Source organism: Pseudomonas donghuensis (genome assembly GCF_000259195.1).
Lineage (GTDB): Bacteria > Pseudomonadota > Gammaproteobacteria > Pseudomonadales > Pseudomonadaceae > Aquipseudomonas > Aquipseudomonas donghuensis.
In genome coordinates this window covers 14292-34241 of the sequence record NZ_JH650764.1, presented here as the reverse complement: position 1 = coordinate 34241, position 19950 = coordinate 14292, and the positions used below count along the sequence as shown (strand labels likewise).

Genomic DNA, 19950 nt, shown 5'->3' with positions numbered 1-19950 from the left:
CGACAACGGCAGCCGCTCCAGCTCGACCTGCAATGCCAGGTGCGATGCCTTGGCGATATGCCCGCAATCGGCGAGCAAGCCGTCGGAAATATCCAGTGCCGCCGTAGCCTTGCCGCGCAACGCCTGGCCCAACGCCAGTTGCGGTTGCGGTGACCAGTAATGGCCAAGCAAGGGCTCGGCCTGGGCAGCATCGGCCAAGCGCTCACCCAGCACCAGCGTCAAGGCGCCTGCGGCATTGCCCAGATCGCCGCCGACGCAAAGCAGATCACCTGCCCGCGCACCGCTGCGGGTCAAGGCTTGGCCGGCCGGCACGCGGCCAAACACGGTCATGGTCAGGCTTAGCGGGCCACGGGTGGTGTCGCCGCCAATCAGGTTCAGCTGGCAGTTTTCAGCCATCTGGTTCAAACCGCGGGCATAGGCTTGCAGCCAGTCGGCGCGAACCTCCGGCAGGGTCAGGGCAAGGGTAAAACCGATGGGCGTGGCGCCCATGGCCGCCAGGTCACTGGCCGCGACGGCCAGCGAACGCTGACCGAGCAGAAAAGGGTCGCAGACAGCCGGGAAATGCACCCCGGCCACCAGCGTGTCGGTGGAGATCGCCAGCTGTTCGCCCGGCGGCACGCTGAGCAAGGCGCAATCATCGCCAATGCCCAGCGCCACGCCTTCACCGCCTTGCGCACAGGACGCGGCGGCGAAGTAATGACGGATCAGCTCGAACTCACCCATTGGCACAGAGCGCCGCAATCAGCGCTTGAACGCCTTGACTTCGGCTTCACGCAGGCGTGGTGCCAGCTTGTCGAGCACGCCGTTGACGAACTTGTGGCCGTCGGTGGCGCCAAACACTTTGGCCAGCTCCACACCTTCGTTGATCACAACGCGGTACGGGACATCGACGCGCATCATGAACTCCCAGGTGGACAGGCGCAGCACCGCCAGTTCAACCGGATCGAGCTCTTCAAGGGCCAGGTCCAGGCACGGCTTCAGTGCTTCGTCGATTTCGACTTTTTTCGCAGGAACCCCGTGAAGGATTTCGCGGAAGTAGGCGCCGTCGACATCGGTGAAATCGTTATCGACCCGGAACTGCGCTTCGATCTCGTTCAGCGACTGCTTGGCCATGTGCCATTGGTACAGGGCCTGAGTCGCGAGCTGACGGGCTTCGCGACGCTTGGCGCTTTTCGATGGCTTGCCAGCATCCGCAGGTTTTGGATCGCGCGGGTTGAAACGATCGCTTTCGTCGCTAATCACTTGGCCTCCAACTGCGCCAGCAGGCTGACCATTTCCAGAGCGGACAGGGCAGCTTCGGCGCCCTTGTTGCCGGCCTTGGTGCCGGAACGCTCAATGGCCTGTTCGATCGAGTCGACGGTCAGGACACCGAAGGAGACCGGCACGCCGAACTCCATGGACACCTGGGCCAGGCCCTTGGTGCATTCGCCCGCGACATACTCAAAGTGCGGGGTACCGCCACGGATCACTGCGCCAAGGGCGATGATCGCGGCATATTCGCTTTGCTGGGCGACTTTCTGTGCCACCAGCGGGATTTCGAAGGCACCCGGGGCACGGATGATGGTGATGTCGCTTTCGTTCACACCGTGGCGAACCAGGGCGTCAACGGCACCGCTCACCAGGCTTTCGACGACGAAGCTGTTGAAGCGGCCAACCACCAAAGCATAGCGACCTTTGGGGGCGATGAAGGTACCTTCGATGGTCTTCAGGGTCATTCCGGAGTTCTCATCTTAAAGAGCCAGGCCGCAAACGGGCGGCCTGTGGGGGTTTGGGACACGAATGGCAGCGCGACAAACCGCCTGCTTTATTCGGAGGGCACGTATTCTACAACTTCCAGATCGAATCCGGATATCGCATTGAACTTCATTGGCGAACTCATCAGGCGCATTTTGCGCACGCCGAGGTCACGCAGGATCTGCGAACCGGCACCAACGGTGCTGTAGGTGGTCGGGGTTTTCGCCTGCGATGCAGCATCGGCGCTCTCACGAATGTGCGCCAGCAGCACGTCGCCATCGAGCGGGTGACCGAGCAGCAGCACCACACCGCTGCCAGCGTCTGCAACGGCGCTCATGGCCGCGCGCAGGCTCCAGCGACCCGGTTGCTTGACCATCAGCAGGTCGCGCAGCGGGTCCATGTTGTGCACCCGTACCAGGGTCGGCTCTTCGGCGCAGATGTTGCCCAGGGTCAGCGCCATGTGCACGTCGCCCTCGACCGAATCACGGTAGGTGACCAGGTTGAAATGCCCCAGTTCGCTGTCCAGCGGCTGCTCGGAAACCCGCTGAACGGTACGTTCGTGGATCATCCGGTAGTGGATCAGGTCGGCGATGGTGCCGATCTTGATGTTGTGTTCGGCGGCGAAGGTTTCCAGTTCGGCGCGACGGGACATGGTGCCGTCGTCGTTCATCACCTCGCAGATCACCCCGCTCGGCTCGAAACCGGCCATGCGCGCCAGGTCGCAGGCAGCTTCGGTGTGGCCGGCACGGGCCAGGGTTCCGCCCGGCTGGGCCATCAACGGGAAGATGTGGCCAGGGCTGACGATGTCTTCGGCCTTGGCATCACGGGCGGCGGCCGCCTGTACGGTGCGTGCGCGGTCGGCAGCGGAAATGCCGGTGGTAACCCCGGTGGCGGCCTCGATCGACACGGTGAACTTGGTGCCGAAGCCCGAGCCATTGCGTGGCGCCATCAGCGGCAGCTTGAGCGTTTCGCAGCGCTCGCGCGACATCGGCATGCAGATCAGGCCGCGGGCGTGCTTGGCCATGAAGTTGATGTGTTCGGCCTTGCAGCACTCGGCGGCCATGATCAGGTCGCCTTCGTTCTCGCGGTCTTCGTCATCCATGAGGATGACCATTTTGCCCTGGCGGATGTCTTCGACCAGTTCTTCGATACTGTTGAGCGCCACTGGGCACCCCCTTTCAAATCAGGATTTCAGGTAGCCGTTGGCGGCCAGGAAACTTTCGGTGATACCGCTGCCTTTGCTCGGCTCGGCGGCCTTGTCACCCAGCAGCAGACGCTCCAGGTAACGTGCCAGCAGGTCGACCTCAAGGTTCACCCGACGACCTGGACGGTAGTCGGCCATGATGGTTTCGGCCAGGGTGTGCGGGACGATGGTCAGCTCGAACTCGGCGCCATCGACGACGTTCACTGTCAGGCTGGTACCGTCGACGGTGATCGAGCCCTTGTGGGCAATGTACTTGGCCAGCTCTTTGGGGGCACGAATGCGGAACTGGATGGCGCGGGCGTTATCGCTGCGCGACACCACTTCGCCAACGCCGTCGACATGGCCGCTGACCAGGTGACCGCCCAGGCGGGTGGTCGGCGTCAGGGCCTTTTCCAGGTTGACCCGGCTGCCGCTTTTGAGCTCGTTGAAGGCGGTGCAGTCGAGGGTTTCGCGGCTGACGTCGGCCCAGAAGCCATCGCCAGGCAGCTCGACCGCGGTCAGGCACACGCCGTTGACGGCGATGCTGTCGCCCAGCTTGACGTCGCCCAGGTCGAGCTTGCCGGTTTCGACATACACCCGCACGTCACCACCCTTGGGGGTCAGGGAACGGATGCTGCCAATCGATTCGATGATGCCGGTGAACATGGAGTCCTCCTCGAGAACAGGGCTGCGCGGGGCGCTAGCCGCAAATTATACGCCGGGCGCGGGCTTCGGCACGGCCGTGACTCGCCAGTCATCGCCTACCGCGCGCATTTCGGTGATCTGCAAATAGGGCGCCTGGCTCATGGTTTCCAGTGGCCAGTCGAGTAACGGCCGGGCACTGGAGCCGAGAATGCGCCCGGCGACAAAAATCTGGTACTCGTCGATCAGGCCTTGGCGGGCAAAGGCACCGACCAGGCCGGCACCGGCCTCGACCAGCACTTCATTGACCCCACGGGCTGCCAGCTCGAGCATCAATGCCGGCAAGTCGACGCGACCCTCGCTGCCGGGCAGGCGCAGCAGCTCGTGGCCGGCCTGGGCATAACGCGAGTCGGCTTCGGCGGCGGTTACCACCAGGGCCGGCCCGGCTTGAAAAAATGGCGCATCGAGCGGCACACGCAAACGGCCGTCGATCAACACCCGTAGCGGCGCACGGGCCAGGGCCAGCGCGGTGGTTTGCGGGTCCAGCCCGAGCTCGTCACCGCGCACGGTCATCCGCGCGTTGTCGGCCAGTACGCTTTCGGCGCTGGTCAGCACCACGCTTGAGCGCGCACGCAAGCGCTGCACCGCCGAGCGCGCCGCCGGGCCGGTAATCCACTGGCTCTCGCCACTGGCCATGGCCGTGCGCCCGTCCAGGCTCATCGCAAGCTTGGCCCGCACGAACGGCAGGCCGTGCTCCATGCGCTTGAGAAAGCCCGGGTTCAAGGTGCGGGCCTCGGCTTCGAGCACACCGCTGGCAACCTCGATACCCGCATCAGCCAGGCGCTTGAGGCCTTGGCCGGCAACCTGCGGATTAGGATCCTGCATGGCCGCCACCACCCGCGCCACGCCGGCCTTGACCAGCGCCTCGGCACAGGGCGGCGTGCGCCCGTGGTGGCTGCATGGCTCAAGGGTGACGTACGCACAAGCGCCACGGGCCAGCTCGCCGGCCTGGCGCAACGCGTATACTTCGGCATGGGGTTCGCCGGCACGCACGTGCCAGCCTTCGCCGACGACCTGGCCGTCACGGACGATCACACAACCGACGCGCGGGTTCGGGTGGGTGGAGTACAGGCCCTTGCGGGCCAACTCGATGGCCCGGGCCATGTAGTGCGCATCAAGTACCGCGCGTTCGCTGGACATGCTCACTCTTTAGCCGGCACGCGGGCCAGGCGGTCGATTTCTTCACGGAACTCGTTGAGGTCCTGGAAACGCCGGTACACGGAGGCGAAGCGGATATAGGCGACCTCATCGAGCTTCTGCAGCTCGGCCATGACCAGTTCGCCGACGACCAGCGACTTGATCTCGCGCTCGCCGGTGGCCCGCAACTTGTGCTTGATATGCGCCAGCGCCGCTTCCAGGCGCTCGACACTGACCGGGCGTTTTTCCAGGGCGCGCTGCATACCCGCGCGCAGTTTTTCCTCGTCGAAGGGCTGGCGGCTGCCGTCCTGCTTGATCAGCCGGGGCAGAACCAGTTCGGCGGTTTCGAAGGTGGTGAAGCGCTCACCGCAGGCAACGCATTCGCGCCGACGGCGCACTTGCTCGCCCTCGGCAACCAGTCGCGAGTCGATGACCTTGGTGTCGTTGGCACCGCAGAAGGGACAGTGCATGGTGGCAGGCAACAAAAAAAGGGAGGGCCATGGTAGCGCATCCCACTGGCAAGACAAGCCAAAGGGGTTACCATCCAGTGAGGAAATATGCCGCGAAGGAATTCCCCATGCCATTAAGAGCGCTTGTCGTGCTCAGTTTTGCCGCCGTGCTGGCCGCGTGCAGCAGCGATAAACCCCAGCCTGCAGCGGCGCCCAAAGCCCCTGTAGCAAGCAAACCGGCCAAAGAGCTCGGGCCTTTGCCGGCCTATCAGCGCGAGCTGAGCGGGACCTTGCTCAATATTCCGGTGGGCGCCGAAGTCGAACTGGCCCTGCTGGTGATCGATGAACGGGGGCGCCCGCAAGGCCTGCTGGCCAGCAGCACGCTCAGCGGCAATGGCCTGGACCTGCCGTTTCGCCTGCGCTTCAACCCCGAGGCCTTCCCGGCCGGTGCGCGGGTCGAACTGCGTGGCCGCGCGAGCAAATCCGGGCAACTGATTCTGCACCTGCCGCCGCTGCGTATCGCCCAGGCCCAAACCCAGGCCACCGGCCCGTTGCGCTTCGAAAAGGCGCCATGATGGCACCGGCGCCGCTGCAACAGGCCTTGAGTGAACTGCTGGGTGACGCGCAACTGGTGGTCAGTGAACTGCCCGAGTGCACGCTCAAGTTGTGGTTGATCGATGCCCAGAACATGGACCGCGCCTTCAGTGCCGAAGAAACCCGGCGCATCCTCCACGAGCCGCCGTACTGGAGCTTCTGCTGGGCCAGCGGCCTGGCCATGGCGCGCTATCTGGACCAGCATCGGCACTGGGTCGAGGGTAAGCGGGTACTGGACTTTGGCGCAGGCTCCGGCATTGCCGGCATTGCCGCAGCCAAGGCCGGCGCGCGTGAAGTGGTCGCCTGCGATCTCGACCCACTGGCGCTGCAGGCCTGCCGGGCCAATGCCGCGCTCAACGAAGTGGAACTGAGCTATTCCAGCGACTTCTTCCAGGAAGCCGACCGTTTTGACCTGATCCTGGTCGCCGACGTGCTCTACGACCGCGCCAACCTGCCGCTGCTGGATGAATTCCTCAGCCGTGGCCAGCAGGCCCTGGTGGCCGACTCACGGGTACGGGACTTCAGCCATCCGCTGTACCAGTCGCTGGGTGTGCTCGATGCCCTGACCCTGCCGGACCTGGCCGAGCCCCACGAATTCCGCCGGGTCAGCCTGTACCACGCCAGCCGCCAGCCTTTATAGTGATGCCATTCACGGATTTTCGAGAGTCGCGATGAACCCTGCTACCCCGTACATTTTCGACGCCACTGCCGCCGATTTCGATCAGTCGGTGATCCAGAACTCTTTCCACAAACCGGTGCTGGTCGACTTCTGGGCCGAGTGGTGCGCACCGTGCAAGGCGCTGATGCCGCTGCTGGCGCAGATCACCGAGAGCTACCAGGGCGAACTGCTGCTGGCCAAGGTCAACTGCGATATCGAGCAGGACATCGTCGCCCGCTTCGGTATCCGCAGCCTGCCGACCGTGGTGCTGTTCAAGGATGGCCAGCCGGTGGACGGCTTTGCCGGCGCCCAACCGGAGTCGGCGATTCGCGCCCTGCTCGAACCCCACGTAAAACTGCCGCCACCCGCTGCCGCCGACCCGCTGGAACAGGCCCAGGTACTGTTTGCCGAAGGGCGCTTCAGCGAAGCCGAGAGCACCCTCAAGGCACTGCTCACTGAAGACAACAGCAATGCCGGCGCGCTGATCCTCTACGCCCGCTGCCTGGCTGAACGGGGCGAGCTGGGTGAGGCGCAGATCGTGCTCGACTCGGTCAAGAGCGATGAGCACAAGGCCGCCCTCGCCGGCGCCAAGGCGCAGCTGACCTTCCTGGGCCTGGCCGCCAACCTGCCGGAAGTCGCCGACCTGAAAGCGCGCCTGGCGCAGAATGGCGAAGATGATGAAGCCGCGTACCAGTTGTGCATCCAGCAGTTGTCGCGCCAGCAGTACGAGGCGGCGCTGGAAGGCTTGCTCAAGCTGTTCAAGCGCAACCGTGGCTATGACAGCGGGCTGCCGCACAAGACCTTGCTGCAGGTGTTCGACCTGCTGGGTAATGACCATCCGCTGGTCGGCACCTACCGCCGCAAGTTGTTTGCTGCCTTGTATTGAATTGATCACGGGGCAAGCCCGCTCCTACTGATTTTGTAGGAGCGGGCTTGCCCCGCGATACCCTTGTCACCCCAGCCAGTGATAAACCGGCGCGTCCGCCCCGCTTTCCACCTTCACCTCGGCACTGTGGCGCAGGCGCACCAGCAGCCGCTTGCCCGCCGCAGTATTGCCCGCCAACCCTTCCAGATGTTCAAGCAACTCCGGCCCGTTGAGCTGCCCGGCCTTGCGCAGCACCTCGCGCGCCGCCTGCCATAGCGCATCATCCGGCCGCGCCGCTGCCACGGGAGCGGTAGCCAGCGCTGGCGCTGGCGCCACAGCAGCCAACTGACCGCCCAGTTGCGCCCATTCCGCCGGGTCCAGCTCCAGGGTCAGGTCTACCGGCCAGTCGCCGATGTGTCCGCGAATTCGCATGGGGTTGTCCTTGTGCGCAATCAATGGGCCCATGCTCCCACGCCAACGCCTCATCGCCAAGCACACTGGCGCGCGCCGAACAAGTTGTTATAACATTACCAAATCCATCCAGTGCCTCCGCGGAGTCCATCCATGCGTCGTCTGTTGCTTGCCTTGCCGTTTGCCTTGTTGCCCCTGGCCGTCGCTCATGCCCACGACGATCACGACCATGATCATGACCACGCCCATGGCAGCCTCGCCGCCCATGAGCACGGCGTCGCCCGCCTGAATGTGGTACTGGACGACAGGACCCTGGAGCTGGAGCTGGACAGCCCGGCGATGAACCTGGTGGGTTTTGAGCACCCGGCCACCAGCGTCGCCGACAAGGCCAAGGTCGCGAGTGTGCGCACACAATTGGAAAAACCATTGGCCCTGTTCGGCCTGGCCAAGGCGGCCAACTGCAGCGAAAGTGATCAAGCGCTGGAAAGCCCGCTGTTTGGCGACAAACCGGCAGCCGATGACGATGGCGACGAGCACGAAGGCCATGACCACAGTGAAGTCCATGCCCATTACCGGCTGGCCTGCGACAATCCTGGCGAGCTCAAGAGCCTCGACCTGAGCCCGTTGTTCAAGGCCTTCCCTGCCACCCGGAAAATTGCGCTACAACTGATCGGACCGAACGGCCAGCAAGGTGTCGAAGCGACCCCGGCCAAGGCCACGATCAACTTCTGATAGCCCTTTTGCAGCGAAACGCCTGGGGTAACCCGGGCGTTCATTTATGAGCCAGGCACTGATTGAACTGACCGACCTGGGCTTTGCCTGGCCGGGCCAAGCCCCCTTGCTGGATATTCCCGCCCTGCGCCTGGACGCTGGCGAATCGCTGTTTCTCAAAGGCCCCAGTGGCAGCGGCAAGACTACCCTGCTCGGCCTGCTCGGTGGCGTGCAAAAGCCCGATCGCGGCAGCATCCGCCTGCTCGGCCAGGACTTGAGCGAATTGAAGCTGGCCGCCCGCGACCGCTTCCGGGTCGATCACACCGGCTACATTTTCCAGCAGTTCAACCTGCTGCCGTTCCTCTCGGTACGGGAGAACGTCGAACTGCCCTGTCGCTTCTCGCGCAGCCGCGCGCAACGCGCCGCCGAGCGCCACGGCAGCATCGACCAGGCCGCCGCCAGCCTGCTCGCGCATCTGGGCTTGAAGGACCCGGCGCTGCTCGCGCGCCGTGCCGACAGCCTGTCGATCGGCCAGCAGCAGCGTGTCGCCGCCGCCCGGGCATTGATCGGCCAGCCGGAACTGGTGATCGCTGACGAGCCGACGTCGGCCCTCGATGCCGACACCCGTGAAGCCTTCATCCGCCTGCTGTTCGCCGAGTGCCGTGCGGCCGGCTCCAGCCTGCTGTTCGTCAGCCACGACCAGAGCCTGGCGCCATTGTTCGACCGTCAGTTGTCCCTTGCCGAACTCAACCGCGCGGCGCAGCCGGGCAACGACCTGGAGGCCTGATGTACCTGCTCCGCCTTGCCCTGGCCAGCCTGGCCAACCGCCGCTTCACCGCGTTTTTGACCGCCTTCGCCATCGCCCTGTCAGTCTGCCTGCTGCTGGCGGTCGAGCGGGTGCGCACCGAAGCCCGCGCCAGTTTTGCCAGCACCATCAGCGGCACCGACCTGATCGTCGGCGCCCGTTCAGGTTCGGTGAACCTGCTGCTGTACTCGGTGTTTCGCATCGGCAACGCCACCAACAACATCCGCTGGGAAAGCTTCGAGCACTACGCCAGCGACAAACGGGTGAAGTGGGCCATCCCCATCTCCCTGGGCGATTCGCACCGCGGCTACCGGGTAATGGGGACCGACGCGCGCTACTTCGAGCACTACCAGTACGGCCGCAAGCAGAACCTGCAACTGGCCGAAGGCCGAGCCTTTGCCAGTGATCCGTTCGAGGTGGTGCTGGGTGCTGAAGTGGCCGACGCCCTGCACTACAAACTTGGCGACAAGCTGGTGCTGGCCCATGGTGTGGCGGCCATCAGCCTGGTCAAGCACGACGACAAGCCCTTCACCGTGGTCGGCGTGCTGCAACGCACCGGCACCCCCGTCGACCGTACTTTGCACATCAGCCTGGGCGGGATGGAAGCCATCCACATCGACTGGCACAACGGCATGCCGGCCCGCGGCGCTGGGCGCATCAGCGCCGAGCAGGCGCGCAACATGGACCTCAAGCCCGCAGCCATCACCGCCTTCATGCTCGGCCTGAACAACAAGGTGGCCACCTTCAGCCTGCAACGGGAAATCAACGACTACCGCGGCGAACCGCTGCTGGCGATCCTTCCGGGCGTAGCCCTGCAAGAGCTCTGGAGCCTGATGGGGACTGCCGAGCAGGCGCTGTTCGTGGTCTCGCTGTTTGTGGTGCTGACTGGCCTGATCGGCATGCTCACGGCGATCCTCACCAGCCTCAATGAGCGGCGCCGGGAAATGGCCATCCTGCGCTCGGTGGGCGCCCGCCCCTGGCACATTGCCGGGCTGCTGGTGCTCGAAGCGCTGGCCCTGGCGCTGGCGGGTATCGTCGCCGGGCTGGGCTTGCTGTACGCCGGCATCGCCCTGGCTCAGGGCTACGTGCAAGCCAACTACGGCCTGTTGCTGCCCCTGGCCTGGCCCAGCGCCCACGAGTGGGCCCTGCTCGGCATCATTCTTGGCGCCGCCCTGCTGATGGGCAGCGTGCCGGCCTGGCGCGCCTATCGTCAGTCACTGGCCGACGGCCTGTCCATTCACCTGTGAGCACTTCGATGACCCGCGCCCTGCTGCTGTCACTGCTGTTGATCGCCGCCCCTTCATGGGCGGCCGAACCCCGTACCCTGGAATGGCAGCAACTGATCCCGGCCGGGGCGCCGGTGATCCAGCCGCAGTTGGCGCCGATGCACGACCTCTCGCAGTTGAGCGATGCCCTGGCCGCGGAAGCGGCGCCAGCAGCGCGGCAAACCGCACCGAATGCCCCGGTGGTCAAGGCCCTGGATGGCCAACAGGTAAAACTGCCGGGCTATATCGTGCCGCTGGAAGTCAGCGAGGCAGGCCGCACCACCGAGTTCCTGCTGGTGCCCTACTACGGCGCCTGCATCCATGTGCCGCCACCGCCATCGAACCAGATCGTTCACATCTTCAGCGAGATCGGGGTGAAGGTCGAAGACCTCTACCAGCCTTACTGGATCGAAGGCCAGATGCAGGTCAAGGCCACCAGCAGTGAGCTGGCCGATGCCGGGTATCAGATGGAAGCCGAGAAAATTTACGCATACGAGCTAGAATAAATGGCCGCTTGCAGGGCTTTAGCGATTTCATTGAGCTGAATCAAAAATCGCCGTCCGTCAGCTCCTTACCATTGGACTCATTAAATTCTAAACGTCCTTTGGGAGCTTCCATGAACAAGTCCTTGCTTGGCGCCTCACTCGTTGCTCTGGCGCTTGCAGCCCCTGTTGCCCACGCCCACCAGGCTGGCGACTTCATCCTGCGTGCCGGCGCGATCACCACCGCTCCCAACGAAAACAGCGGCGACATCAAGCTAGACGGCACCAAGATGTCCGGCACCAAGGCAACCCTGGACAGCGACACCCAGCTGGGCCTGGCCTTCGCCTACATGCTGACCGACCACATCGGCCTCGAGCTGCTGGCCGCCACCCCGTTCCAGCACACCGTTGGCGTCAAGGGCCTGGGCGCTGGCCTGGACGGCAAGCTGGGCGACATCAAGCAACTGCCACCGACCCTGTCGCTGCAGTACTACCCGATGGAAGCTTCGTCGAAGTTCCAGCCTTATGCCGGTATCGGTCTGAACTACACCATGTTCTTTGACGAAGACCTGAGCAGCAACCGCAAGGCTCAAGGCTTCAGCAACATGAAGTTGAAAGATTCGGTCGGCCTGGCGGGTCAGTTGGGCATGGACTACATGATCAACGACAACTTCCTGATCAACGCCGCGGTCTGGTACATCGACATCGACACCAAGGCCACCATCGACGGCCCAAGCGCCCTGGGCGTCGGCAAGACCAAGGTCGACGTGGATGTCGATCCATGGGTCTACATGGTTGGCGTGGGTTACAAGTTCTAAGCGTCGTCTAAACGCACATCGCGGGGCAAGCCCGCTCCTACAAAGACAGGTAGGAGCGGGCTTGCCCCGCGATGCTTTTCAGCGTCCTAGCAGACGCGCCAGCCCGACCACCAATGGCGTCGGCTCGGGAACGTCAAAGCGCGTCAGCAAGCGCTGATTGTTCGCCCGCGAATGGCGAATGTCACCCGAACGCGCCGGCCCGTAGCTGATCGCTGGCAGATCACCGACCACCGACTTCAGCGCCGCCAGCAACTGGTTCAATGAAGTTGCCTGATTCAGGCCAATGTTCACCGCCCCCTCTGCGACTGCTGCCATCTCCAGTGCCTGGACCATTACCGAGACCAGATCGCCGACATAAAGAAAGTCGCGGGTCTGCTCGCCATCGCCAAACAAGGTTATCGGCGTACCGTTCAAGGCACGCTCGCAGAAAATGCTGATGACCCCGGAATATGGCGAGGACGGATCCTGGCGTGGGCCGAAGATATTGAAGAAACGGAACACCACCGGTTCCAGACCATGCTGGCGACGGTAGAAGTCCAGGTACTGCTCACTGGCCAGCTTGTCCACGGCATAAGGCGTCAACGGCGCCTTGACGGTGTCTTCATCGATTGACTGACCCTCGCCGTTGTTGCCGTAGACCGCGGCGCTGGAGGCAAACAGCACGCGCTTGATGCCGTTCAGGCGCATGGCCTCGCAAACATTGAGGGTGCCGATGAAGTTGCTCTGGTGGGTTTTCACCGGGTCATCCACCGAGGCTTGCACCGAGGCGACAGCGGCCAGATGCACGACAGCCTGGCAACCGGCCGCAGCGCGTTTGACCAGTTCGGCATCGGCGACATCGCCTTCGACCAGTTGCAGACGCGGGTTGTCCATCTGCAGGTTGCTGCGCTTGCCGGACGACAGGTCGTCGAGGATGCGCACCGCATAGCCTTTTTCCAGCAGCGCATCGCTGAGGTGGGAACCAATGAAGCCGGCACCGCCGGTGATCAGAATAGGGGCATCAGCCATGACGATAGAAACGATCCAGTAAGGGCGGCAAACCGGCGCGCCAGGCGCGAGGCTTGATGCCAAAGGTATGGAGAATTTTCTTGCAGGCCAGCACGGCATGCTGCGGTTCTTCACTGGCGTCCGGGCGCGCGGCGTGGGCCTGCGCAGTCGGTGCCTGGACCGCCAGCGTATGCAACTGGGCAGCTTCAGTGAGGATAGCCTGTCCCAGCGCCAGCGGCGTGGTCGCCTCGTTGCCGGCGTAGTGATAGGTACCCCACAAAGGTGCGGCGCAATCGAGCTGCTTGAGCACTGAAAGGATGACCCGCGCGGCGTCATCCACCGGTGTCGGGTTGCCACGCCGGTCATCGGCCAGCAACAACTCCTGCGGTTGCTCGGCGCGGGTCAGAAAGCGCCCGAGCACGCCATCAATGCTCTCATCAAGGACCCAGCCAAAGCGCAACAGCACATGTTGCGGGCAGGTGGCGCGCACGCTCTGCTCGATGCGCCACAGGGCCTGGCCACGCAGGCCCAACGGCACCGGTTCGTCCTTCTCGCTGTAGGCGGTGGCCCGCGAGCCATCGAAGACCCGGTAGCTGGACGGCTGGACAAGAATGATGTTGTGGTGCTGACACAGTTCGGACAGGCGCTCGACGGCGCGCTCCTGCTGGGCCAGGCGCTGCTCGCTGACCGCTTCGGCCTGGAACCAGTCGAAATAGTAGGCCAGGTTGATCAGCGCATCGGGGCGGGTATCGTCGAGCAGCTGGGTCAGGCTGGCCGGATCCCAGCCGCTGTCCGGCGGGCGTGGCGCCAGAAAGCCGATATCTTCCTCGGCCCCGAGTCGAATCAGCGCTTGCCCGAGGGCACTTCCACCACCCAACAGCATCAGGCGCATTCGCATAGAGTCAGCAGGTCCGATCAGATTATTGGAAGAAAGCCTTCATTTTGCGGTTTCCGGCAGGGGAAGTCCAACACAGGGGTGCGCAGCTCGCGCGGCATTGCGTCAAGGCTGAAGAATATTCTGCACTTACACAAATCCGGAAACTGCCTATACTGCGCCCGGAATTAGCTGACTGCCCTGAATGGATTAACCAGGAGGATAGTTAGCTTATTCGTTCGCCGGAGGCCAGACGCTCAGCCTGACACCCGGCCGGCACGGATTGCCAGATAAAACCAATAACAAAGGAATGTTTCCCATGCAGGATTCGGAAGTCGCGTACCTGAAATTCGATCAGGACCAGGCCCGCACGCTGGCTGCTGCCAGCCAGTATCTCGCAGACCTCGGCGGCCCTCAGGCACCCGGCGTCGCCAGCCAGGCCCGCCAGTGGGCGCAGCGCCTGCAGCCTATCCTCGATGCCAGCCAGAAAGCTGTTCTGCAACGCTTTGCCGATGGCCAGCTGTCAGCCCTGATGTGTTCGCAGATGACCTGCCCGGGGAGCGACCCTGTGCCCGAACACCTGCCGCAACTGGCCACCCTGGCCCAGAGCGAACGCTGCCTGTACCTGGCCTCGCGTAACCAGTTGCTGCTGGCGCTGGCGAGCTACCGTGCTTTTGCCTTCGATATCGATAACGAGGGCCAGATTGTGCGCCTGGTCGGTAACTTCAAAGGTGGCGGCAGCGTGCCCCGGCCCGGCGAGGAGCACAACACCCGGATCGAACTCAGCTCTCACGCCGGACTGCGCCTGGGGCCGCACACCGAAGCCCCCTACAACTGCTCGGTTGTCACCCGTGAAGGCCGCTCGCCCGCCCCCTCGGCGCTGATCCTCTCCGCCCGCTGGAACCCGGCCAACGAACCGACCCGGATCATCCCGCTGCGCGGCATCCTCGAACAATTGGGCAGCCTGCATGCACTGGCGCTGACTTCGGCGTCCTTCGACTTCACCCGCAGCGACTGCTTCGTGGCCGGCCAAGGCGATGCCGGCAAGGCCACTACCATGCTGCAATTCGATCCCAATGGCGGTTTCAGCCTGCGCTACAACTCGTATCGTTTCTCGCTCAACGATCACGCCAGCGACGCTGCCGCCCGCGCATTCGACGCCTTCCAGGCCCTGGTCAGGGACGCCCAGCCCTTGCCGTTCGTGCTCCAGCCCGACACCGCATTGCTGGTCAACAACAACCGCGCCCTGCACGGGCGCGACATTCTCCAGGACAACCGGCGCCTGCTGGTGCGCCTGTTCGGGTACTCGCGCTTCGCGAGCCCGGTAGTGCTCAATGACGACCCGCTGCTGGTGCGTGGCTGAACAAGGAAACCACCCAGATGATGGAAATTGATATCACCCTGTTGCTGACCCTGGCGTCGGTGGCGCTGATGGCCGGCTTTTTCGACGCCATCGCCGGCGGTGGCGGCCTGATCACCCTGCCGGTGCTGTTCGTTGCCGGCATCGACCCGCTGGCGGCGATCGCCACCAACAAGTTCCAGGCCGCATCGGCCACGGTCTCGGCCACGGTTGCCTTCGCCCGCAAGGGCATGATCGACTGGAAGCGCGGCCTGCCGATGGCCGCCATGTCGTTTGCCGGCGGCGCCCTGGGGGCGTTGTCGGTCAGCCTGGTGCCCAAGAGCTTCCTACAGGCCTGCGTACCGGTGTTGCTGATCCTGGTGGCCGCCTACTTTGCCTTCAGCCCCAAGCCGGACGAGCAGCAGCGCAAGGCGAGGATTTCGATCAGCCTGTTCTGCCTGGCGGTGGCGCCTGTGATCGGCTTCTACGACGGGGTGTTCGGCCCGGGGGTGGGTTCGTTTTTCATGGTTGCCTGCGTGATCCTGCTTGGCCAGCCGATGCTACGTGCGGTATGCAACAGCAAGCTGCTCAATGCCGCCTGCAACCTCGGCGCGCTGTCGGTGTTTTCGCTCAGCGGGGCCATCGTCTGGCCCCTGGCCCTGGCGATGGCCTGCGCGGCCTTCGTCGGCGCGCAACTGGGGGCTCGCTGCGCGGTGCATTTCGGTCCTAAACTGATCAAGCCGCTGCTGGTCTGCGTATGCTGCATCATGGCTCTCAAGCTGTTGCTCAGCACCGGCAACCCACTTGGCGAATGGCTGCATCATCAGTTCCTCTAGGCGGTGTCCATGCACCTTGAAACGATTTCGACGCAACGCTCCACCTGGCAATACGATGAACCCGCGCCGGCTGCCGAGCGCTTCATCAGCGAAACCTTCGACGGCTTCCAGCAACAGGCGCGGCTGCTGATACCCGATCAGGAGCGCGCCGCGCCACTGTTCGTGATCGGTGGCGCGCGCTCTGATTTCACCCGCCTCAACCCGCTGCTGTATCGCTTGCAACAGCAGGGTATCGGCTCGCTGACCGGCAACCTCTCAGGCCACAGCCTGGCGGCCGAGCCCGGCGCGCCACAGCCGTCGCTGACCACCAACCTGGAGGAGGCGCAGCGCTTTCACCGGCATATCGCCGAGCATTGCCAGACCCTGCTCGGCCACAGCCTCGGCGGCGCCATCGCGCTGAAACTGGCCGCGCAAACACCGGCCATCGACAAGCTGGTGCTGATCTGCCCGGCGGTTTACCCGGATGCCGCCCACCAGGCGCCCTTCGGCCCGGCCTTCACCGAGGCGATCCGCCAGCCCTACGGGTTTCTCGACTGCGACAGCTACGAATTCCTGCGCAAGTTCCAAGGCCGGGTGCTGCTGGTGATCGGCGAGTTCGACGGGCTCAACTCCAGGGCTTACGGGCAAGGCGAAGGCACCTCGGCCGGCACCTTGTGGCTGGCCGGCGCCCAGCGTTACAGCCCGATCCCCGAAGAAGTCACCCAGGCCCTGCTGCGCGCGGTGCCGGCGCCGCACCTTGAGTGCCTGCTGCTGACCGACTGCGATCACGGCATCGCCGCGCACCTGCGTGACAAGCCGGCCGTGGCCGATCAGGTGGCGCAGGTGGTGGCGGAATTCATTCTCGGCTGAGCGCGGTTACTCGATCTCGAACAGGCCGTTGCGGATCGGCCCGGCGCTCAGGCGCTCGCGTACATCGTCGTCGATCCGCGGGTCGTCCGGGCGGTACAGCTTGACCTGGCGGTAAGCGCTGATGCGGTTGATCTCGGGGCCCAGGTACTCCCACACCACCCGGGTGCAGGCCGGGGTGCGTCGGTCACCGCTGGAAACCCCGGTCTTGAGGCCGTTGAGGCGGGTGATGCGGCTCTTGAAGCTGGGGATCAGGATGGTCTGGCTCATCTCGTTGACGGTCAGCGATTCGTAGTCGAGCAAAAACAGGCGGTCCTGCAGCTGGAACGCCGCACCCAGGTAGCGGCAACGCACCCAGTCTTCGGCCTGCACATCGGTGCTGCTGGAGCGCTCCTGACGTTCCTGGCGCTCGAACAAAAAGCTGCCGCGCTCCTCACGCAGGTGCACCAGCGACAGCAGGATCGAGCCCGGTACCGACATGCAGTTGGAGTATTCGAAGTAGTAACCGCAGTAGCGCGACAGGTTGCCGGCATGTTCGCGCAACGGCCGCAGCAGTTCGACCAGTGGGTCATCCTGGCTTTGCACAAGGTTGATGGCGCTGCGGGCACCGATCAGGCGGGCGAACTGTTCCGGTGGCAAACCCAGCTCGTAATCCTCGACACCGAAAAAATCGCCGATGCGCTTGAGGTTGTATGCCGTCGGCTGGCTCTGCCCGCTCAGGTACTTGTTGAACTGCGCGCGGTTGATCGACAGCTGCCGGCAAACTTCCGAGATAGAGCGGTAGTGGCTGCAGGCAAGCTTGAGATTGGTGCCGAGATATTCGCTCATGTGAGCCGTTCCAGGTGATGCGACAGGCGCCAGTTTAGCATCAAGTCGCATCAACTGAGAGCAACCCGCGAAATTGTAACCAACCTTGTCATGACCAACCATGCGCCCCCATGGATACGGCGCATCGACGCCGGCCTGTCGTCTTTCATGCGAAGAATAAGAATCGAGGTATTACATGCTCGAAGCGCTCAACGATTTCCTCTCGGGGAAACTCCTCATCGTGCTTATCGTCGGACTCGGCAGCTATTTCACCCTGCGCTCCCGTTTCGTCCAGTTCCGCCATTTCGGCCACATGTTCAGCGTCTTCAAGGAATCCCTTCGCGGCCAGGCAGGCCAACTGAGCTCGTTCCAGGCACTGATGCTGAGCCTGGCAGGCCGTGTCGGTGCCGGCAACATCGCTGGTGTCGGCATTGCGGTTACCCTGGGCGGCCCGGGTGCGGTGTTCTGGATGTGGGTCACCGCACTGGTGGGCATGTCCAGCAGCTTTTTCGAGTGCACCCTGGCCCAGGTCTACAAGCGTAGCGACGGTGATGGCCTGTACCGTGGCGGCCCGGCCTACTACATCCAGCACGGCCTGAAGCTGCGCTGGATGGCGGTGGTGTTCGCAATCCTGCTGCTGGTGACTTATGGCTTCACCTTCAACGGCCTGCAGTCCTACACCGTGACCCACTCGCTGCAGAACGCTTTCGGCTTCGAGCCGCAGTACACCGGTATCGCCCTGGCCGCCCTGCTCGGCCTGGTGTTCATCGGTGGCATCAAGCGTATTGCCTCGGTGTCCGATCTGCTGGTACCGGTCAAGACCCTGGCTTACATCGGCGTCACCCTGTACGTGATCTTCACCCAGATCGAACACGTACCGGCCATGCTCGAGACCATCATCAAGAGCGCGTTCGGCCTTGATCCGGCCTTTGCCGGCCTGCTCGGCAGCGCCATTGTCATGGGTGTGAAGCGTGGCGTGTTCGCCAACGAAGCCGGCCTTGGCAGTGCGCCCAACGTCGCCGCCGTCGCGGCGGTACGCCACCCGGCGGCCCAGGGCGTAGTTCAGGCCTTCTCGGTGTTCCTCGATACCTTCGTGATCTGCACCTGCACCGCGCTGCTGATCCTGCTCTCGGGCTTCTACACCCCAGGCTTCGAAGGTGACGGCATCGCCCTGACCCAGAACTCCCTGGCCGCAGTGGTCGGTGACTGGGGGCGGATCTTCGTCAGCGTGGCCCTGTCGTTGTTCGTCTTCACCTGCATCCTCTACAACTACTACCTGGGTGAAACCAGCCTGCAGTTCTTCACCCGCAATCGCCTGGTGCTGCTGGCCTACCGCGGCCTGGTACTGCTGCTGATCCTCTGGGGCTCGGTGCAAAACCTGTCGACCGTGTTCGCCTTTGCCGACATCACCATGACCTGCCTGGCGTTCGTCAACCTGGTGGCCCTGGCCCTGCTGTTCAAGGTCGGCCTGCGCGTGATGCGCGACTACGACGAACAGCGCCGCGCCGGTATCGCCCAGCCGGTGTTCGATGCGTCGAAGTTTTCCGACCTCGACCTGGACCCGCAAGCCTGGCCGGTCAAGCCGGTTGCTGAAGCCGAGACTGAAGTGGCTGTCGGTCAGGCTCAGACCCAGCGCTGATCCATACTGCAGAAAAAGCCGCCCCGTTCGTGGGCGGCTTCTCCCTCCCCCGCTTTTCTCTCACCTGCCCGGAAATTTCTCATGCGTGCAGTCAAGAACCTTCTAGTCCTGTACACCGGCGGCACCATCGGCATGCTGCAAACCCCGCAAGGCCTGGCGCCAGCCGGTGGCTTCGACGCGCGCATGCGAGAGCACTTGCAGCAACTGGCCGACGCACCAATGCTGAACTGGCGCCTACGCGAACTACGGCCGTTGATCGACAGCGCCAACATGCAACAAGGCAACTGGCTGGCGATGCGTGAGGCGATTGTCGACGCGGTCGAGCGCGATGGGCATGACGGCATCCTGTTGCTGCACGGCACCGACACCCTGGCCTACACCGCAGCGGCGCTGTCGTTCTTGTTGCTCGGCCTGCCGGCACCGGTGCTGTTGACCGGCTCGATGTTGCCGGCCGGCGCCCCCGACAGCGATGCCTGGGACAACCTCTGCGGCGCCCTGCGGTTGATGGCGACCGGTATCGAGGACGGCGTGCAGCTGTATTTCCACGGCCAGCTGCTGCATGGCGCGCGGACCTCGAAGCTACGCAGCGAAGCGTTCGATGCCTTCGCCGCGCTGGCGCGTGAGCGCAATGGGCAACGTGCCGAGTCGATCCCGGCCTGCCTGGACTACCACCAGGTGCGCCAACCGGTAAACCTGATGGTGTTGCCGGTGTTCCCGGGGCTGCAGGTCGGTCATCTGCGCAGCCTGCTGGCCAGCGGCGTCCAGGGCCTGCTGCTGGAATGCTATGGCAGCGGCACCGGGCCGTCGG

At 64.0% G+C, this 19950-nt stretch carries 24 protein-coding genes; 13 read left to right on the top strand and 11 right to left on the bottom strand.

What is annotated here, in order from left to right; translation table 11 throughout:
* The 7 genes from thiL to nrdR form a co-directional block, all read right to left on the bottom strand.
* Nucleotides 1-723 (bottom strand): thiamine-phosphate kinase (thiL, locus tag UW3_RS26925; protein ID WP_010222844.1); only part of this gene is annotated, 723 nt, incomplete at its 3' end.
* 18 nt (nucleotides 724-741) lie between these two features.
* Entirely contained in the window at nucleotides 742-1242 is a 501-nt protein-coding gene (nusB, locus tag UW3_RS0112590) for a transcription antitermination factor NusB (RefSeq protein WP_010222843.1), read from the bottom strand.
* Nucleotides 1239-1715 carry a 6,7-dimethyl-8-ribityllumazine synthase gene (gene ribH / locus UW3_RS0112585; protein WP_010222842.1) on the bottom strand — a complete coding sequence of 159 codons (477 nt, stop codon included), beginning with the start codon at nucleotides 1713-1715 and terminating at the stop codon, nucleotides 1239-1241. The genes nusB and ribH overlap by 4 nt, the downstream gene beginning before the upstream one ends.
* 89 nt (nucleotides 1716-1804) lie before the next feature.
* Nucleotides 1805-2899 (bottom strand): bifunctional 3,4-dihydroxy-2-butanone-4-phosphate synthase/GTP cyclohydrolase II, encoded by a 1095-nt coding sequence (gene ribBA / locus UW3_RS0112580; protein ID WP_010222841.1) that lies wholly within the window; start codon nucleotides 2897-2899, stop codon nucleotides 1805-1807.
* A gap of 18 nt (nucleotides 2900-2917) precedes the next feature.
* A complete protein-coding gene (locus UW3_RS0112575) occupies nucleotides 2918-3583 on the bottom strand; it encodes a riboflavin synthase (protein ID WP_010222840.1) in 666 nt (221 codons plus the stop codon).
* A gap of 45 nt (nucleotides 3584-3628) precedes the next feature.
* A complete protein-coding gene (gene ribD, locus UW3_RS0112570; protein ID WP_010222839.1) occupies nucleotides 3629-4759 on the bottom strand; it encodes a bifunctional diaminohydroxyphosphoribosylaminopyrimidine deaminase/5-amino-6-(5-phosphoribosylamino)uracil reductase RibD in 1131 nt (376 codons plus the stop codon).
* Between the two features lie 2 nt (nucleotides 4760-4761).
* A complete protein-coding gene (nrdR, locus tag UW3_RS0112565; RefSeq protein ID WP_010222838.1) occupies nucleotides 4762-5226 on the bottom strand; it encodes a transcriptional regulator NrdR in 465 nt (154 codons plus the stop codon).
* 107 nt (nucleotides 5227-5333) lie between these two features.
* Between nrdR and UW3_RS0112560 the strand changes: the two genes are divergently transcribed.
* From UW3_RS0112560 to trxA, 3 genes are read left to right on the top strand one after another with little or no spacing between them, the layout of a single operon-like run.
* On the top strand, nucleotides 5334-5780 hold the full coding sequence (locus UW3_RS0112560; protein ID WP_026001297.1) for a hypothetical protein: 447 nt from the start codon (nucleotides 5334-5336) through the stop codon (nucleotides 5778-5780).
* Nucleotides 5780-6439, top strand: a complete 660-nt coding sequence (locus UW3_RS0112555) for a class I SAM-dependent methyltransferase (RefSeq protein WP_010222836.1) — start codon at nucleotides 5780-5782, stop codon at nucleotides 6437-6439. The genes UW3_RS0112560 and UW3_RS0112555 overlap by 1 nt, the downstream gene beginning before the upstream one ends.
* A 31-nt stretch (nucleotides 6440-6470) precedes the next feature.
* Nucleotides 6471-7343: a thioredoxin gene (trxA, locus tag UW3_RS0112550; RefSeq protein ID WP_010222835.1), complete on the top strand. Its 873-nt coding sequence runs from the start codon at nucleotides 6471-6473 to the stop codon at nucleotides 7341-7343.
* 66 nt (nucleotides 7344-7409) lie between these two features.
* Here the strand turns inward: trxA and UW3_RS0112545 are convergent, their stop codons facing one another.
* Complete coding sequence (locus UW3_RS0112545) at nucleotides 7410-7754, bottom strand: hypothetical protein (RefSeq protein ID WP_010222834.1); 345 nt, start codon at nucleotides 7752-7754, stop codon at nucleotides 7410-7412.
* Nucleotides 7755-7886: 132 nt separating this feature from the next.
* On the opposite strand from UW3_RS0112545, the gene UW3_RS0112540 reads away from it, so the two are divergent.
* The 5 genes from UW3_RS0112540 to UW3_RS0112520 all read left to right on the top strand — a co-directional run bounded on the left by UW3_RS0112540 (nucleotide 7887) and on the right by UW3_RS0112520 (nucleotide 11814).
* Entirely contained in the window at nucleotides 7887-8465 is a 579-nt protein-coding gene (locus tag UW3_RS0112540) for a DUF2796 domain-containing protein (RefSeq protein ID WP_010222833.1), read from the top strand.
* A gap of 46 nt (nucleotides 8466-8511) precedes the next feature.
* On the top strand, nucleotides 8512-9231 hold the full coding sequence (locus UW3_RS0112535) for an ABC transporter ATP-binding protein (protein WP_010222832.1): 720 nt from the start codon (nucleotides 8512-8514) through the stop codon (nucleotides 9229-9231).
* Nucleotides 9231-10496, top strand: a complete 1266-nt coding sequence (locus UW3_RS0112530) for an ABC transporter permease (RefSeq protein WP_010222831.1) — start codon at nucleotides 9231-9233, stop codon at nucleotides 10494-10496. Before UW3_RS0112535 ends, UW3_RS0112530 begins: the two co-directional genes overlap by 1 nt.
* Nucleotides 10497-10504: 8 nt before the next feature.
* A complete protein-coding gene (locus UW3_RS0112525) occupies nucleotides 10505-11020 on the top strand; it encodes a DUF3299 domain-containing protein (protein ID WP_010222830.1) in 516 nt (171 codons plus the stop codon).
* Between the two features lie 110 nt (nucleotides 11021-11130).
* Nucleotides 11131-11814, top strand: coding sequence for an OmpW/AlkL family protein (locus UW3_RS0112520; RefSeq protein WP_010222829.1), 684 nt, complete (start codon nucleotides 11131-11133; stop codon nucleotides 11812-11814).
* A 78-nt stretch (nucleotides 11815-11892) separates the two neighbouring features.
* Here the strand turns inward: UW3_RS0112520 and UW3_RS0112515 are convergent, their stop codons facing one another.
* Together UW3_RS0112515 and UW3_RS0112510 are read right to left on the bottom strand one after the other, a co-directional pair.
* On the bottom strand, nucleotides 11893-12822 hold the full coding sequence (locus UW3_RS0112515; protein ID WP_010222828.1) for an NAD-dependent epimerase/dehydratase family protein: 930 nt from the start codon (nucleotides 12820-12822) through the stop codon (nucleotides 11893-11895).
* Nucleotides 12815-13699 (bottom strand): sugar nucleotide-binding protein, encoded by an 885-nt coding sequence (locus UW3_RS0112510; protein ID WP_010222827.1) that lies wholly within the window; start codon nucleotides 13697-13699, stop codon nucleotides 12815-12817. Before UW3_RS0112510 ends, UW3_RS0112515 begins: the two co-directional genes overlap by 8 nt.
* Nucleotides 13700-13994: 295 nt before the next feature.
* Between UW3_RS0112510 and UW3_RS0112505 the strand changes: the two genes are divergently transcribed.
* From UW3_RS0112505 to UW3_RS0112495, 3 genes are read left to right on the top strand one after another with little or no spacing between them, the layout of a single operon-like run.
* Entirely contained in the window at nucleotides 13995-15038 is a 1044-nt protein-coding gene (locus tag UW3_RS0112505; RefSeq protein WP_010222826.1) for a TauD/TfdA family dioxygenase, read from the top strand.
* A 17-nt stretch (nucleotides 15039-15055) separates the two neighbouring features.
* Complete coding sequence (locus tag UW3_RS0112500; RefSeq protein WP_010222825.1) at nucleotides 15056-15850, top strand: TSUP family transporter; 795 nt, start codon at nucleotides 15056-15058, stop codon at nucleotides 15848-15850.
* 9 nt (nucleotides 15851-15859) lie between these two features.
* Complete coding sequence (locus UW3_RS0112495) at nucleotides 15860-16699, top strand: alpha/beta hydrolase (RefSeq protein ID WP_010222824.1); 840 nt, start codon at nucleotides 15860-15862, stop codon at nucleotides 16697-16699.
* 6 nt (nucleotides 16700-16705) lie between these two features.
* Here UW3_RS0112495 and UW3_RS0112490 read toward each other — a convergent pair whose 3' ends face one another.
* Nucleotides 16706-17524, bottom strand: a complete 819-nt coding sequence (locus tag UW3_RS0112490; RefSeq protein WP_010222823.1) for a helix-turn-helix domain-containing protein — start codon at nucleotides 17522-17524, stop codon at nucleotides 16706-16708.
* Nucleotides 17525-17699: 175 nt separating this feature from the next.
* Between UW3_RS0112490 and UW3_RS0112485 the strand changes: the two genes are divergently transcribed.
* Nucleotides 17700-19142, top strand: coding sequence for an alanine/glycine:cation symporter family protein (locus UW3_RS0112485; protein ID WP_010222822.1), 1443 nt, complete (start codon nucleotides 17700-17702; stop codon nucleotides 19140-19142).
* Between the two features lie 81 nt (nucleotides 19143-19223).
* Nucleotides 19224-19950: asparaginase (locus UW3_RS26920; protein ID WP_010222821.1), on the top strand; the 727-nt coding region annotated here is incomplete at its 3' end.

Coding starts and splice junctions, on each gene's coding strand:
- ribH (WP_010222842.1), bottom strand. CDS start 1,715: ATGACCCTGAAGACCATCGAAGGTACCTTCATCGCCCCCAAAGGTCGC.
- UW3_RS0112575 (WP_010222840.1), bottom strand. CDS start 3,583: ATGTTCACCGGCATCATCGAATCGATTGGCAGCATCCGTTCCCTGACC.
- ribD (WP_010222839.1), bottom strand. CDS start 4,759: ATGTCCAGCGAACGCGCGGTACTTGATGCGCACTACATGGCCCGGGCC.
- nrdR (WP_010222838.1), bottom strand. CDS start 5,226: ATGCACTGTCCCTTCTGCGGTGCCAACGACACCAAGGTCATCGACTCG.
- UW3_RS0112560 (WP_026001297.1), top strand. CDS start 5,334: ATGCCATTAAGAGCGCTTGTCGTGCTCAGTTTTGCCGCCGTGCTGGCC.
- UW3_RS0112555 (WP_010222836.1), top strand. CDS start 5,780: ATGGCACCGGCGCCGCTGCAACAGGCCTTGAGTGAACTGCTGGGTGAC.
- trxA (WP_010222835.1), top strand. CDS start 6,471: ATGAACCCTGCTACCCCGTACATTTTCGACGCCACTGCCGCCGATTTC.
- UW3_RS0112545 (WP_010222834.1), bottom strand. CDS start 7,754: ATGCGAATTCGCGGACACATCGGCGACTGGCCGGTAGACCTGACCCTG.
- UW3_RS0112540 (WP_010222833.1), top strand. CDS start 7,887: ATGCGTCGTCTGTTGCTTGCCTTGCCGTTTGCCTTGTTGCCCCTGGCC.
- UW3_RS0112535 (WP_010222832.1), top strand. CDS start 8,512: ATGAGCCAGGCACTGATTGAACTGACCGACCTGGGCTTTGCCTGGCCG.
- UW3_RS0112530 (WP_010222831.1), top strand. CDS start 9,231: ATGTACCTGCTCCGCCTTGCCCTGGCCAGCCTGGCCAACCGCCGCTTC.
- UW3_RS0112525 (WP_010222830.1), top strand. CDS start 10,505: ATGACCCGCGCCCTGCTGCTGTCACTGCTGTTGATCGCCGCCCCTTCA.
- UW3_RS0112520 (WP_010222829.1), top strand. CDS start 11,131: ATGAACAAGTCCTTGCTTGGCGCCTCACTCGTTGCTCTGGCGCTTGCA.
- UW3_RS0112515 (WP_010222828.1), bottom strand. CDS start 12,822: ATGGCTGATGCCCCTATTCTGATCACCGGCGGTGCCGGCTTCATTGGT.
- UW3_RS0112510 (WP_010222827.1), bottom strand. CDS start 13,699: ATGCGAATGCGCCTGATGCTGTTGGGTGGTGGAAGTGCCCTCGGGCAA.
- UW3_RS0112505 (WP_010222826.1), top strand. CDS start 13,995: ATGCAGGATTCGGAAGTCGCGTACCTGAAATTCGATCAGGACCAGGCC.
- UW3_RS0112500 (WP_010222825.1), top strand. CDS start 15,056: ATGATGGAAATTGATATCACCCTGTTGCTGACCCTGGCGTCGGTGGCG.
- UW3_RS0112495 (WP_010222824.1), top strand. CDS start 15,860: ATGCACCTTGAAACGATTTCGACGCAACGCTCCACCTGGCAATACGAT.
- UW3_RS0112490 (WP_010222823.1), bottom strand. CDS start 17,524: ATGAGCGAATATCTCGGCACCAATCTCAAGCTTGCCTGCAGCCACTAC.
- UW3_RS0112485 (WP_010222822.1), top strand. CDS start 17,700: ATGCTCGAAGCGCTCAACGATTTCCTCTCGGGGAAACTCCTCATCGTG.